This window comes from Streptomyces sp. NPDC054872 (assembly GCF_053610705.1).
This window is the reverse complement of the sequence record NZ_JBSGYY010000041.1, coordinates 47,722-60,891: the sequence shown is the minus strand read 5'-3', so window position 1 is coordinate 60,891 and position 13,170 is coordinate 47,722. Positions and strand designations below refer to the sequence as shown.

General features: G+C 67.1%; 13 protein-coding genes and 2 pseudogenes. 4 read left to right on the top strand and 11 right to left on the bottom strand.

The window, feature by feature from the left end; genetic code table 11:
- Window positions 1-1,567: 1,567 nt before the first annotated feature.
- The 4 genes from ACWGIH_RS35675 to ACWGIH_RS35660 all read right to left on the bottom strand — a co-directional run bounded on the left by ACWGIH_RS35675 (window position 1,568) and on the right by ACWGIH_RS35660 (window position 3,696).
- On the bottom strand, window positions 1,568-2,065 hold the full coding sequence (locus ACWGIH_RS35675) for an ATP-binding protein (protein ID WP_453449502.1): 498 nt from the start codon (window positions 2,063-2,065) through the stop codon (window positions 1,568-1,570).
- Between the two features lie 179 nt (window positions 2,066-2,244).
- On the bottom strand, window positions 2,245-2,847 hold the full coding sequence (locus ACWGIH_RS35670; RefSeq protein WP_453449501.1) for a class I SAM-dependent methyltransferase: 603 nt from the start codon (window positions 2,845-2,847) through the stop codon (window positions 2,245-2,247).
- The gene (locus ACWGIH_RS35665) at window positions 2,844-3,032 is read right to left on the bottom strand and encodes a hypothetical protein (RefSeq protein WP_453449500.1); all 189 of its coding nucleotides are present in this window, start codon (window positions 3,030-3,032) and stop codon (window positions 2,844-2,846) included. Before ACWGIH_RS35665 ends, ACWGIH_RS35670 begins: the two co-directional genes overlap by 4 nt.
- Window positions 3,033-3,177: 145 nt before the next feature.
- Window positions 3,178-3,696 (bottom strand): hypothetical protein, encoded by a 519-nt coding sequence (locus tag ACWGIH_RS35660; protein WP_453510430.1) that lies wholly within the window; start codon window positions 3,694-3,696, stop codon window positions 3,178-3,180.
- Window positions 3,697-4,021: 325 nt separating this feature from the next.
- On the opposite strand from ACWGIH_RS35660, the gene ACWGIH_RS35655 reads away from it, so the two are divergent.
- Entirely contained in the window at window positions 4,022-4,891 is an 870-nt protein-coding gene (locus tag ACWGIH_RS35655) for a helix-turn-helix domain-containing protein (RefSeq protein WP_453449498.1), read from the top strand.
- The gene (locus ACWGIH_RS35650) at window positions 4,882-5,100 is read left to right on the top strand and encodes a DUF397 domain-containing protein (RefSeq protein ID WP_453449497.1); all 219 of its coding nucleotides are present in this window, start codon (window positions 4,882-4,884) and stop codon (window positions 5,098-5,100) included. The genes ACWGIH_RS35655 and ACWGIH_RS35650 overlap by 10 nt, the downstream gene beginning before the upstream one ends.
- A gap of 319 nt (window positions 5,101-5,419) precedes the next feature.
- Here the strand turns inward: ACWGIH_RS35650 and ACWGIH_RS35645 are convergent, their stop codons facing one another.
- Entirely contained in the window at window positions 5,420-6,280 is an 861-nt protein-coding gene (locus tag ACWGIH_RS35645; protein WP_453449496.1) for a hypothetical protein, read from the bottom strand.
- A 322-nt stretch (window positions 6,281-6,602) separates the two neighbouring features.
- A complete protein-coding gene (locus tag ACWGIH_RS35640) occupies window positions 6,603-6,914 on the bottom strand; it encodes a hypothetical protein (RefSeq protein WP_453449495.1) in 312 nt (103 codons plus the stop codon).
- On the opposite strand from ACWGIH_RS35640, the pseudogene ACWGIH_RS35635 reads away from it, so the two are divergent.
- A pseudogene (locus ACWGIH_RS35635) lies at window positions 6,913-7,581 on the top strand (NrtR DNA-binding winged helix domain-containing protein); the annotation flags it as partial. The gene ACWGIH_RS35640 and the pseudogene ACWGIH_RS35635 sit on opposite strands and share 2 nt — an antisense overlap.
- Window positions 7,582-7,586: 5 nt before the next feature.
- Here ACWGIH_RS35635 and ACWGIH_RS35630 read toward each other — a convergent pair.
- The 4 genes and pseudogenes from ACWGIH_RS35630 to ACWGIH_RS35615 all read right to left on the bottom strand — a co-directional run.
- A complete protein-coding gene (locus tag ACWGIH_RS35630; protein ID WP_453449526.1) occupies window positions 7,587-7,829 on the bottom strand; it encodes a transposase family protein in 243 nt (80 codons plus the stop codon).
- A 278-nt stretch (window positions 7,830-8,107) separates the two neighbouring features.
- On the bottom strand, window positions 8,108-9,607 hold the full coding sequence (locus tag ACWGIH_RS35625) for a SulP family inorganic anion transporter (protein ID WP_453449494.1): 1,500 nt from the start codon (window positions 9,605-9,607) through the stop codon (window positions 8,108-8,110).
- Window positions 9,604-10,194, bottom strand: a complete 591-nt coding sequence (locus tag ACWGIH_RS35620) for a carbonic anhydrase (protein ID WP_453449493.1) — start codon at window positions 10,192-10,194, stop codon at window positions 9,604-9,606. The genes ACWGIH_RS35625 and ACWGIH_RS35620 overlap by 4 nt, the downstream gene beginning before the upstream one ends.
- A 422-nt stretch (window positions 10,195-10,616) precedes the next feature.
- A pseudogene (locus ACWGIH_RS35615) lies at window positions 10,617-11,707 on the bottom strand (IS701 family transposase); the annotation flags it as partial.
- 137 nt (window positions 11,708-11,844) lie between these two features.
- On the opposite strand from ACWGIH_RS35615, the gene ACWGIH_RS35610 reads away from it, so the two are divergent.
- A complete protein-coding gene (locus ACWGIH_RS35610) occupies window positions 11,845-12,618 on the top strand; it encodes a hypothetical protein (protein ID WP_453449492.1) in 774 nt (257 codons plus the stop codon).
- A gap of 129 nt (window positions 12,619-12,747) precedes the next feature.
- Here ACWGIH_RS35610 and ACWGIH_RS35605 read toward each other — a convergent pair whose 3' ends face one another.
- Window positions 12,748-12,945: a hypothetical protein gene (locus ACWGIH_RS35605; RefSeq protein WP_453449491.1), complete on the bottom strand. Its 198-nt coding sequence runs from the start codon at window positions 12,943-12,945 to the stop codon at window positions 12,748-12,750.
- Window positions 12,946-13,170 lie beyond the last annotated feature (225 nt).

Sequence of the window (13,170 nt, the reverse complement as noted above, 5' to 3'; positions counted from 1 at the left end):
CGCAGTGCGCATCGCTGCTGCGCACACGGCGCATGCAGCCCATCACTGGCGCTGCACACCAGCGTTCGCGCCACTTGCCATCGGTGATGGCCGGTCGCGGGCGACGGCAGCACTGTCCATCAGCCAGTACGCACCCGCCATGGCCGCCAGCGAGCAGGCCGGGCGGGTACCGGGCAGCTGACGCATCGCCCGTCGGCTGCGGCAGTGCTGTGACCTGCAGTGGTCGGGTCCGGTGGGGGAGTGGTCGGGGGTGATGACGCCACGCGTGGTCGATATCTACCACCGCTGATCCACCGGTGAGGGCCCGTGGGCGGTCACTGCACATCGTTGCTGTGACGCCCCGTTGCGCGTGCGGACCGGATGCGATGGGTGCGCACTGTGCTGCCCCGCGCGGTGCGCAGCGCAGCCACCCCAGGGCCCGCCGACGAGTGCGCAGTCAGACGATGACACCGATGCCGGTGATTGTGCGTCGGGACGCCGGTGCGCAGCTGGCCCCTTGCCCGACCGGGATGCCGTGCCAGAGCTGCGGGCATGCATCGGATTGGCGGTGATCGCGCTCTGCCTGTGGCTCACCGCTGGCGTCCTCGTGGCTCACGGTGGTTGGCGTCCTCGCCGGCATCGGTCATGAGCGGACCGAGAGGGCCCTGCGTGCTTTGGTTCAGCCGGTGGTCGGGTCTACCACTGTGCAGTGGGCGTGTGGTGACGCCTTCGTGATGGTGGTCGGGGGGCAGACCGGTCGGCGCGGCGGTGTTTTCTCAAGCCATGGACCACGCCCACCCCTTGTTCCTCTGCACGCGGTGGCCGGGCGTGGTGGTGTTCCTTATCCGTCGATCAGATGCAGTGTTTCGATGGTGTCCCATCCGTGTGCGGTGAGTCTTTCTCGCAGCGCTAGTTCGGGGGTGGCTCGGATGATGAGGCAGTGGGGTGGTTGGAGATGGTTGGCGAGAGCTACGAGGATCTCCGGGGCGCTGCTGGCGAAGTAGTGCACGCCGGTCAGGTCGGGGCGGGCGGCAGGGGCTGTGCGCCGTGGCGAAGTCCAGCAGCACCGCCGCGTCACGCGTGATGATGAAGTGCTCCTCTTTCAGGTCGCCGTGCATCCAGCCGTGGCCGTGCAGGTCCGCCACGGCCCGGCACATTGCGGCCGCGTACTCGGCGACCAGGGACGGCGTCAGCCCGTCGCGGGCGTCGGCGAACGCGCTCTGTGCGTCCTCGCCGCTGATCCAGCGCAGGATCAGCCACGATCAGGCCTCCTCGGGCAAAAGCCGTGCGCCTGGTAGACGGGCACTACCGCGCCCGCGCGTTCCATGCCGCGCAGCAGTCCGGCTTCGAGGGCCGCTAGCCGCTCTGAGGACACGTGCCCGCGCGGATTATCGCTGGGGTCGTGCTTTTCACCCCTTAGGTGCCGGTCGCGGCCTCGACGTTCCACAGCGCGGTGCCGCGCCGCTCGATGATAAGTTCGCCGTCCTCCTCGTCGGGGCCCCAGCCGGAGCCTGGTCCGCCCCAGCCGCAGGGAGTTGGCCCGGCCCAACAGCGTGCGAGAGTGCCAGCACGCTGCCGGGCGCGGTGATCAGGGGGCTTCCAGGCCCGCCTGCGGCAGCACGGCGCGCACGGTCTTGGCGTCAGCTTGTGGAGTGAGGAACCAGGAGAGCGCGCCGCCGGCCTTCGCGACGAGTCCCAGACCGCTGTCTGATTTCTCGGCTATGGCCTGGTCGAAGCCGGGGAACGTGGGGTTCGGGTCGGTGACGTCAACGACAAGCTCGTGGGCTTCGGTGACGCGGAGGTAGGCACTCAGGTATTTCCCGGTCTGCCCGGGGGCGAGGCCATACTGTGCGGCGTTGTCGACGAGGCAGTGCAAAACACGGATGGCCACCGCATGATCGCCGGGCCAGGACAGCACGGTGAGCAAAGTACGACCGTTGATGCGTACGCGGGAGAGCAGCTTCACGCCCGTGTCGCCGGGGATGTCGAGCCGGAGTTCGCGCAGGACCGGCGCGGTGACTGCCGCATGGTGCATCTGTGCGGGCAGTCTCATGTCGTCCTGCGGTACGGGGAACGCAGATGGCATGCCGAGCCTCCGGGGGCTTGCGCGTTCTGGTGTGGACATCCCCCGCCACCGGCCACCGTGTGACGGTGGCGGGGGAGACTCCCGGCCCGTGATCCGTGGGCCGTGATGCGCGGATCGGGTACCGGGACCCGCTTCCCTGCCCGCAGCCCGCGACGGGCGGCCAGGGGCGGGAGCTTGTGTCAGCTTTCAGCCGGGTAAGGGCCGCGCAGAGCCAGGCAGGTGAGGCTGCCGTCGCCCTTCAAGTGGTAGCGCGTGGCTCTTTCCCAGCCCGTTTCGAGATCGTCGACGGCCTTGCTGGTCAGGCCGCAGTGATGCAGCGCGCCAGGGGCGTGCTCGACGACGTGCGTAGTGATGTGCAGGACACCGTCCGGCGTCAGCCATCGCCTCGCGTCGACCAGGAAACGCTCACGATCCATATGCGCGAGCGACAGCCTGCACACGATGATGTTGATCGAACCCGGCTTGAGCCCGCGGTGAATGGGACCGGCGTTGAAATCGTGCAGATCGAAAGTGACGTTGCTCCGGTCCTCGAACCCCCGCCGCGCTTCATCAACAGCCCTCGCAGCGAAATCCAGGCCCAGCACATCAAGACCCCTGGTTCCCAGGTAGGCGGCGAACTTGCCCCGCCCACACCCGGCATCGAGTGCGGCCATGCCGCTTTTAGGGCCGACGTACACGTTGAACTTGTTCAGCTCGCCCCCGGTGATGCGGGGCTGGTGTCTGCCGGCCTCGTAGTGGTCGTTCCAGTACTCGGGCGTACTGGTTTCGCGTACGGCAGTCATCCCGCGGACTCCGGGGCGCTCTGGCCGCGGCGTGCCCGGCGTAAGCGGGCCACCTCGAAGGATGTGACCACCAAGTCGCCGGCACGGAGGTTGAACAGGCTCACCGGCGACGGCTCGAGCTCTTTGGGTGTCCCCTCTTCCAGGGCCTTGCCCGGTGTGCGCTTGGGCAGATCGTCGGCGGTCATCACGATGTTCCTTTCAGGGGAGCCGACCGGAGGCGGTCAGCACGATCGGAAGGGTGAGTCCGGCGGCGATGAGCATGATCAGGAGTTGCAGGCACCATTGCCGCCAACCCCACCCGCGCTCGTCTAACCACCGAAGTGGTGCTCTTCAAGTGGCCGCCTCGGGCACAGCCAGCAGCAGCAGCCCGGGGCGCTGCCCGATCCAATGGATCTCTTCCTCGTACGCGTCATCGCTGCGACTGATCGCGTTGCGGTCGACGGCCGCGATGCCGTCTGCGAACCCGCAATGCAGCAGCCGCCGCGCCTCGACCCAGCCCGGCCGCTTCTGCGGGGCATCCAAGGCCCAGGTTCGGGTGTCGGTCAGCTCGTGCCTGACCGTGTAGCCCTCGCGTTCGATCAGGTCGTGTACGACCGCGAGGCCCTGGTCCGCACGGCCGCCCGTCTCGTTGATGGCGTAGGCGATGATCCGGCGGGGCCGGTCCGGGTTGGGTACGTGCTCCAGGGCGTTGCCGTTGTAGTCCAGGCGCAGCCGCTTCAAGTACAGGCCACGGTGGACCGCCGGTTTCGGCGGCAGCCGCACCGGCTCACCGTGAATTAAGGGTCTGACTTCTTTGTCACGGTCCATCCAACTGGTGTCCCGCTTTGTGCCTGCTGTGCTGGATGACATGGGGGTGTCTCCGTAGTCCGGGCCACTGGTGACCCGCCGCCGTGAAACTGCGGCAGCTGGTCACGCGACTGGGCCATGGCAGGGCGCTGTACGCACGGATCTCCGCCCGTTTCCGGGGCGTCGCTCTCCGTGCTCAACTACCGTGGTACACGTGCGATTTACTGTGCAAGGGCAATGGCGAAAGCACTAACATTGGCAATTGCCAGAACACACACAGGGGGTTGTTCAGAGAGGTACAGGGGGTGGCACACTCAGGGGCACGGCTCGCAACAGCGCAGGGCAGAAGGCGTGTTGAGTACCTACAGGGCTGGGGAGAGGGTTACGGGTGGCAGCAAAGCGCGGCGCTACGTTCCGACGTAGAGAACTGGGCAAGGAGCTTCGCAAGCTCCGGGAGAAGCAGGGGCAGACCTGCCTAGAAGTTGCCAAGGCTCTGGGCTTCTCCCACACGAAGCTCGCACGAGTCGAGATCGGCGAAAACGACCTCCCGCGCGTCAGCGACCTACAGGCCCTCATCGACTACCTGGCCCCAGAACTCCCCAGAGAGGACTTGGAGACCCTGCTCCAGCTCCACCGGGAGTCTCTGAGCAAGGAGCCGTGGACGCCGTACAAGGCTTACATGCCGTCGAAGATGCCGACCTACCGAGGCTTGGAGCAGGACGCCACGGTCATGCGGGTCTGGCAGCCAGCCTTTGTGTACGGCCTGTTCCAGACGGAGGACTATGCCCGAGCGCTCTACCAGATCGCCAAGCCGGTCGATGAGACGACCAGTGAGTACATCGAGCAGAACGTACGGTTGCGTCTGGAACGGAAGGACCTGATCACTCGCACGGACGACCCGCTGGAATTGCGAGTGATCATGGACGAGGGTGCTGTTCGGCGGATGGTCGGTGACTCCGACATCATGCGCGCTCAGTACGAGGAAATCGTGAAGCTGGCCGAGCTGGACAATGTGACCGTCCAGATCCTGCCGCACGACGTCGTGACGTACCGCTCAGAGAGCAACTTCACGATCCTCGACTTCGACGAAACCCTCGATCCTGTCGCGCAGTCAGACCAGACGAACACGATCAATGTTACCGACGAGCGGCGAGAAGTTCAGCGAAGCATCCGCCGCTTCGACGCCATGCGCGACAGCGCCCTGCCCCCGGCTCGAACAGCCAGGTTCCTGCAACTACTAGTACGAGAGTGGAAATAGCTATCAATACCAAGATCCTGGCCCCAGATGTGGCCCCAGAAAGCCGCTGGTACAAGTCCTCCTACAGCAACGACACAGGCGGTTCGTGTGTCGAGATCGCGGGCCTTGACGACCAGGTGGGTATCCGTGACTCCAAGGACAAGAGCGGGCCCGCCCTCGTGGTGCCCGCTACTGCCTGGTCCTCCTTCATTGGGCTTGTGCGTTCCTAGAGGGCAGCCGGAGCCGTCCCCTCCACCTGGTGCAGGGGAATGCAACCCGGGCGGTCACTCGTCCTAGCGCAACGGGTGGTTCCTCCCCAGGGGATTTGGGGAGGAACCACGCCTCTTTGCTCAATACGCGAACACAGCAGGGGCACGCCGTTCAGCACCTGCTGCAGGCGGGCTGGACGCTGGAGCGTCACGTCATCGCCGCGGCCGCGGCCGCTGCACTACACAGTGTGTGCGATCATCCCCGCCCGCCTGCGCACGGCACAGGCCACCCCCCGCGCCAGGCACCGCTGCCGTACACGAGTGGTCGGCGGGGGTGGGCTCACATCGCCGGTGGTTGTCGGGTCCGGGAGGGTGTGGTGTCGGGGGCGAGCGCAGTGTGCGCGGCAGCGAGGAACTCGGTTCGGGCCTGCCAGAAGGCCTGTCGGCGTTCTGCGATCCTGGACAGGAGCCGTGTGCCGTAGAGGGCCTGTCCGGCAGGGCGCAGGCTGCTGATCAGGGCGGCCGCATGGGCGGGGCGTAGGCCGGGGCACAGGCCCAGGGTGTGGCGGAGCCTTTGTTGGGCGGCCTGCAGTTCCGCGGACGGGGCGGCCCCGGAGGGGCGCTCACGCAGCAGTTCTTGGAGCCTGTGCAGGGCAGTGAGGGTATTTGTCCCCGGACCGCCGCCGGCCGGGGAGTTGCTCTCAGATGCGCGGAGCTCTTCCAGGAAGGCGAGCGCTGCGAGGTAGTCGGCGCAGCGCGCCATGGTCCGCTGCCAGTCGGAGAACCGGTCGGCGCTGACCGATGCTGCCGCCGATGTCAGGGAAGGGCCCTCGAGTTCGACCACCGCGAGGGCATCGCGGATCTCGCCCACCCAGCTGAGCAGCGAGGTGGAGCATTCGGCCACGCTCTGCGCGGAGTCTGTCTCGAAGTCATCGGCTGCGTGAGCGGCTTTGCCCAGGACGGAGAGGAAGGCGGCATAGGCGTCCCGGCGCAGCGATATCTGCCACTGATCGTGGACGGCCCGGGAGGTGTCCACGGCTGCCTTGTAGGTGGCTTCGGCCTGAGCGAGGCCGGCCTGGTGGGTGGCTTCCGCCGAGCGCAGGGCGGCACTCACTTGCCAGCGCACCGCGAGGACGGTGGCAGGTATCGCGAGCAGGGCGACGATTGGCGCCGCGACAGCGCCTATTCCCGCAAGGTCCATGGGGCACCATCCTGCCGTACGGCCCCAACGGCCACGGCAGTTGCCCGGGAAAGGGGCGCATGGCACCAGGGACCGAACCCGTGAGGATGGAGAGCAGGAACGCGCCGTGTCGCGTCACTCGCCGCGCACGAATTCCTCGAACCCGCGTAGTGCAGTGTCGCGCCGCTGAGATGGCCGTTCTTTGCGGGTAAGGGCCAGGCCGCCCGCCCATCACCTTCCTTGTAGAGCCCGGTTCTCGCCCCGCGTCCGCCGTGCCAGGGTCTTGCCTCGCAGGTCGGGGCAGCACCGCGATGCCGATCAGCGCCAGGCCTTACTGGTCAGTTCAGCAGGTGACGACCTTCCCGTAGGAGCCGCGGCCCCAGTTCCATTCCCACTGCTCACCATGCTGGTAGGTGAGGCACGGTGAGTCGTTGCCCCAGTCGATGACGACCTTCAGGTGCATGGTCTGGCCGCAGAGGTTGGTGACCTTCACGTACTTCTTGTGCTTGATGACGTCTCGCTTGACGCAGGCCGGGGCGGTGCCCTGGATTGATGCCGCGGGGGCCGCCGATGCCGCGGAGACCGTCACGAGGCCGGCGCCCAGTAGAGCAGCTGCCGCGACGAAGCCGTCGGCGAGACGCTTGCGGTACTTCATGCCTGATTTCCTTTCATCGGGCCAGGAGGCCGCGGGACATTTGGTTGCTCCGCAGACTCTGCCGATCTTTTCGGCCCCGGGGCCCGACACGACGGAAGTACATCCTTTCGGGTACCGCACCTCTCAAACGAGGGCGCTCACGCGGGAGTCGCGGCGCGGTGCGTTCCGAGGCGGCGGCGCGCAGCGGTGGGCGGGGGTGGGCCGGGTGCTGCATAGACCGCGGGCTCTGGCAGCGGGAGGCTGCGGGGCGGGCAGTCCAGGCCGTATGCGCCTTCCTCACGGCCGGTTCCGCTACGGGCGCGACACGCTATTCACCACCGTTCAGCGGCTCCCCGAGCACTCCGCCGCGTACGCCGATGCCGAGGAACTACGCCTGGCCTACTGGGCTCCCGTGTCACAACTGGCCAATGGTGAAATGGACCTGGCGTTCGATCATCCGGCCATCCTCGCGGAGGCCCTGGAGGAGGTTCGCAGAAAATTGGAGTACACCGCTGTCGCCACGGCCTTCTGCCGGGAGCCATTCCCCCTGAGTGAGCTGCGCGCAGTTTATGAAGTGATCTGGGGGCAGTACCTGGACCCGAGCAACTTCCGCCGCAAAGTGCAGAACACCGCAGGGTTTGTGCAGCCCACCGGGGAGCAGCGGCTGCCGCCCACCGGGCGCCCAGCCGCTCTCTATCGCAGGAGGAACGCATGGCTGCTCAACCCGCCGCTCCTGCACACAAGACGACGTGCCCGCAGATGGATCGGCACCCGCCGGCCAGCGGCAGGGCGGTCTGCGAGAGATCGCTGGTAGTAGCAGTGCACCCGTGAAGATCTCCGCCCGCACCCCGGGCAGGCGGCCGAGGTTGCCGGAGACCGCACGACGAGCCGGACCCCAGTTCCCTCGAGGACAACCCTCTCGACCTCCACCCCCATACCCGGCAGAAGTACGTCAGCGACGCTCACTGCATTTTTCACACAACAGGTGATGCCCACCCGCCCGCGATCGAGTGCACCCCTAAATCAGCGATAGAGCCCACGAAGTGGACCAGAACCGAAACTCACCGCCATAGCCAGGGGGGAGCGGCGACACCAGGACACTCCGTGGCGTCCGGAACCTGAGCCCCGAGCGCCGACCAGCGTCCCTCTCTCGGGCCCCGCCACGTCAGACAGGAGCCCGAGAGAGGGACGCTACGCTCCCGCGAGAGGCCGCGTCAGCCGGACGTTGCCCGCTCCAACGGCAGCTCAGTGACCTTCACCGGCTCGGTCCCGGCTGCACTGTGCCGCGCCGACCAGTTCTCCAGCGCCGTCCCGCACGCGTGGTCGAGGTGGTGCAGGCCCGAGAGATCCAGCCGGATGGGACGGTCTTGAGGCAGCGCCTCCAGGTTGTCGAGGATCTTCGGCAGGCGCAGGAAGGTGGCATTGCCCGTCAGGCACGCCTCGATGGGGCCGGAGCCCTTGTCGGTGACCTCCAGCCTGATGTGCGAGGCCTGCCAGGCGGTCTTCGCCACGGACAGCGCCAGGCCGATCAGAACACCCTCGAACATGTTCACCGCGACGATCGCCACCGCGGTGACCACCAGGATCAGCGCCTCGCCCCGGTGCGCGCGCCACAGCGTCACTGTCGAACGCAGCGGGATGAGCTTCCACCCCGCGTGGACGAGGATGCCCGCGAGGGCCGGGATCGGGATGAGCGCCAGTGCGAAGGGGAGCAACGCCGCGAACAGCAGCAGCCATACGCCATGAAGGACGCGCGAGGCCTTGGTCCGCGCGCCTGCCTGGACGTTGGCGGAGCTGCGTACGATGACCGCGGTCATCGGCAGCGCGCCGAGGAACCCGCTCACGACGTTGCCTGTGCCCTGGGCGATGAGCTCCTTGTCGTACTCGGTGCGCGGCCCCTCGTGCAGCCGGTCCACGGCCGCCGCGCTGAACAGGCTCTCGGCCGACGCGATCAGGGTGAAGGCCAGAACTGTCCCGAGCACGCTCACGTCGGCGAGCCCACCGATGGCGTCGAGCCCGGGCAGTTGAATGGAGCCGGCCAGCCCTTGCACCTCGACCGTGTCGACCGGCATGGCGAATGCCAGAGACGCCAGTGTGGCCAGCGCGACCGCGGCGAGCGCCGCCGGAACGGACCGTACGGGCCGCGGCAGCCGCTTCCACATCAGCATGACGGCGATGGTGCCGGCGCCGAGAGCGAGGGATGCGAGGGCAGTAGTGCTCCCGGCGGCATCGACCAGTGCCCGGGGCAGCCCGGAGATCTTACCCAGGCCGGAGGCCGGGGCCGTCATGCCGGCCGCCGCGTACAACTGGCCCGCGATGATCACGAGTCCGATGCCGGCGAGCATGCCCTCGACGACCGAGACCGAGATGGCCCGGAACCAGCTCCCCAGTTTGAAGGCTCCCATGGCCAGTTGGAGAAGGCCGGACGCGAGCACGATCACCCCGAGCGCGGGCAGCCCGAATTCCTGCACGGCCTCGAAGACCAGAACGGTCAGTCCGGCGGCAGGGCCCGAGACCTGGAAGCTGCTGCCGCGCATCATGCCGGTGACCAGGCCGCCCACGATGCCGGTGATCAGGCCAAGTTCGGCTGGCACACCGGAGGCCACGGCGACGCCCACGCACAGCGGCAGGGCGACCAGGAACACGACGAGCGAGGCGGCGAAGTCCTGCCGCAGATGAGGGAATTTAGTCCGGTGGTCCACGGTCGCGCTCACAGGGCCTGGAAGGTGTCGCCGTGCACGTCATGGGCCAGTACGGACCCCGTGTGCACTTCGTAGAACCAACCGTGCAGGCGGAGTTGGTTCTGCGCGAGGCGGCTTTCGACGTAAGGATGGGAACGAAGTCGCAACAGCTGTGTCAGCACGTGGTTCTGCACGGCCTGGGCGACGGCCGGGTCTTCCACCACCCCGTCGGGCCGGGGCGTCGCGTGCGCGAGCCAGTCGCGCACCGCGGGGACGGAGGTCAGGTCGTCACCGCGTAGCAGCGCGCCCACCGCGCCGCAGTGCGAGTGGCCGCAGACGACGATGTCCTGGACTCCGAGCACCTCCACCGCGTACTCGATGGTGGCCGCCTCGCCCGTGGGCTGCTCGGAGGCATATGGAGGGACGATGTTGCCCGCGGTCCGCAGCTCGAAGAGCTCACCAGGACGGGCCCCGGTGATCAATGAGGGGACGACCCGGGAGTCGGAACAGGTGATGAACAGAACCTGCGGGGACTGGCCCTCGGCCAGTCGGGCAAACTCCTCGGGTCGTGCCGCGGACTGTAGATGGAAGGACCGGGCGTGATCGATGAGGGGCTGCATATCGGAAAGTTCCTCCTGGCACGCCAATTGACGGCGCGTCGGTTGGTGCGAAGCGGTGGGCTCGACAAGATCCACAGTGGCGGAGTGATCCTGAAGACAACCTGAAGCCACCTGAACCCGCCTTCAGGTGGCCGGTGGCAGGGTGGGGTCCGACTCACCGCTCGCCGCCCCCAACCTTCCGCTCACACCACGGCGCCGGAATCCCGCGCCCCTCCGCGTCGCTCCAGCGGGCTCCACGCTCCGTTGTCCTCGCCGGGCCACCCCGCCGGCCTCCACCCGCGTGCCTCGATGATCTGGATCAACGACCTCCTCAAGACACCCGGCTGACCACAACGTCACACACGCCTCAGTTCCGCTCTTGCCCGGAATGCGCCCCGTGCTCACCAAATGCCAGGTGGGCTCGGGCCGCATTCGTCGGCAGCCGCGTCCGGCGCCTTGGCCTGCCAGCTGGCCAGGCAGCGGCGCGTGGCCAGGGTGTACGGGTGGTCGGGGCCGAGTATCCGTAGCTGATCGATCAGCAGCTGAGTGAAGGCGGCGGTGGCGCCCATCGAATCGCCCGCCCGGCCTCGCCACTCGGCGACTCTGTGGCGGGCGGACAGGGAGTGGGGGTGGTCGGGACAGAGCACCCGGAGACGATCGGCCAACGTCTTCTCAAGTGCCTCTACGGCGCCGGGCGCATCGCCCGCCTCGCCCCGCCATTGGGCATGGTTCGCGCGGGTCGTCAGGGTGTCGGGGTGATCAGGGCCCAGGACCCGCAGACGATCTGCCAACAGCGCTGATGCGGCAGCGGTGGCGCCCGCCGGATCCCCCGCCTTTCCGCGCCAGTAGGCGAGGTTTGCGCGACTCGTCAGGGTGTCTGGATGGTCAGGGCCGAGCATCCGCAGCCGGTCGGCCAGCACCCCCTCCAGCGCGTCCACAGCGCCGGGTGCGTCTCCTGCCTCGCCGCGCCAGGAGGCGAGATGATGGCGGGTGTCGAGGGTGTGGGGGTGGTCGGGGCCCAGGACCCGCAACTTGTCGGCCAGCAGTTCCGCGAATATGCGCTGGTGATCGTCCGCCCACTCTTCGGGGAGGAACAAGTCCCATTCCAGGGACAGGATGCGGTGTCGGTGGCTGCGTGCACGCTGAGCGCGACCTGGCAGTTGGCGCGTTTGCCCAGCGTTCCGCAGTACTGCCGGGCGACCCCCACCGATGCCTGCCCGCACTTGGGAAACGACACGTCGTCGACCACCCACACTTTCGGCTGGATCACCCGGCAGAGTCTCTCGGCGATCCGCCGGCGCACCGGCGTCCAGTCCCACGGGGACTGGCTGACGAACTGCTGCAGGGCCTGCATGTCGCCGTCCGGCAGCCGTTCGGCCATCGGCTGGATCGACTTGCGCCGCCCGTCCAGCATCAGACCCCGCAGATAGCACTCACCCTTGACCCGCTGATCCTTGCGCGGCACCGACGCGAACATATCTGCCACGAACAATCCCAACGCGGCCCGCAAACGGTCTACTTCATGCGCGTCCACACCTCCAACATGCTCCTGATCAGCACCAACGGAAAGACCTAACGAAGCACTACTAGCGCAATACCCATACACGGTGCTGGCTGGGCGCTAACTTCATACAACCGCGGAACAGTTGGCGGAAGGAGAGGGAGGAGTACATGCCGGGAGACGGCAACCACAGGCGAGCGCGGATGAGGCTGGCAAGGCATCGTCCGTCACCGAACCGCGTGAGAGCGCGGGTGCAGGGCGGCGGGGAGGAGCCTGGCGGCGAGGGGACGCAGCGAATCGACTGGGCCAAGTGGGGGACGGTAGCCGGAGTCATCGCGGGTATCGGCACACTGCTCTTCACTGCCATCGCAACCTACTACGGGGCCGTGACGACTTCGTACGGGGTTGAGGTAGCGAAAGACCAACTGGAACAGTCCCGGGAAGACGCTGCCCGCGAGGACCGCGATCAGGCAAGCCAAGTAGCCGCCTGGACGGAACGCGACGAAACGGAAGGCTTTTCTGTTCGCCTGCGGAACAGGTCTCAGGACCCAGTGGACTCAATACGAATCCGCTTCTGGGTATATATCGATCGCGAGGGCCGCGACCATGCGACTGTCGCCCAGTTTACGGTAATCGAGGGGATGATCGGCCCCTGCACAGACCTGATAGTCGAGGAGAAACCCTTGCGGTACACCAAGAAGTTTCTTGGGCGTACGTACAAGATTCCTGATGACGCTGGTGTTGAGATCAAGAGCGTGGAGTTCCGGGATCGAGACGGTGTGCGATGGCTGCGCGACCTCGGGAGCGGCCTCGTCCAAGTGGACCCACACTCCACAGGCAGGCGGCTTGTTGACAAGCCGCCCGGTGTGAAGTTACTCCACGGCCTCCACGACGGTAGGCAAGCCACCAAGCCCGCGTCCGGGTGCGACGGCGAGAGGGCATAGAAGGGGCGCTGCCCGAGGTGGCGCGGGGTATCGGGTGGGACTAGTGCTCGATCTTCATTGACTAGCTGGGCTGTTGGTCGGTGCGCTCGACACGCTGAGGAGCCCCCACTCAGTCCTGGTGAGGGCTCCTCACATGCATGTCGGGATCATTCCCCGTCGGAAAGCTTCATCCGTCCCGCTCCGCTGCCCGCAACGCCACGATGGCTGCGCCTCCCATTCGAGCTGGTGCTGCCGGCGGTAGAAGTACATGCGGAGCTGATCTGCCAGCTGCCAGGCGAACGCGCGCGGCGTGATCAGCTCGCTGGGAAGCAGCAGGAACTGCTCCATTCATGCGCCTCCCGCATTCCGTCTGTGACCACGCGCCTCAGGGTGCTTGGCCGACACCGCCCACCCCAAACCCGCTTCACACGGCGCTGTTTGTCCATCACAATGTGCGATCCCGAGTGAGGTGGGCAAGTTTCCAGACCACGAAGCAGGAACGGCATGTCGAGATCCCTACGCAGCCCACGCATAGCGACGGTCGTGGCCGCAACCGGTGCTACCGCCCTCTGC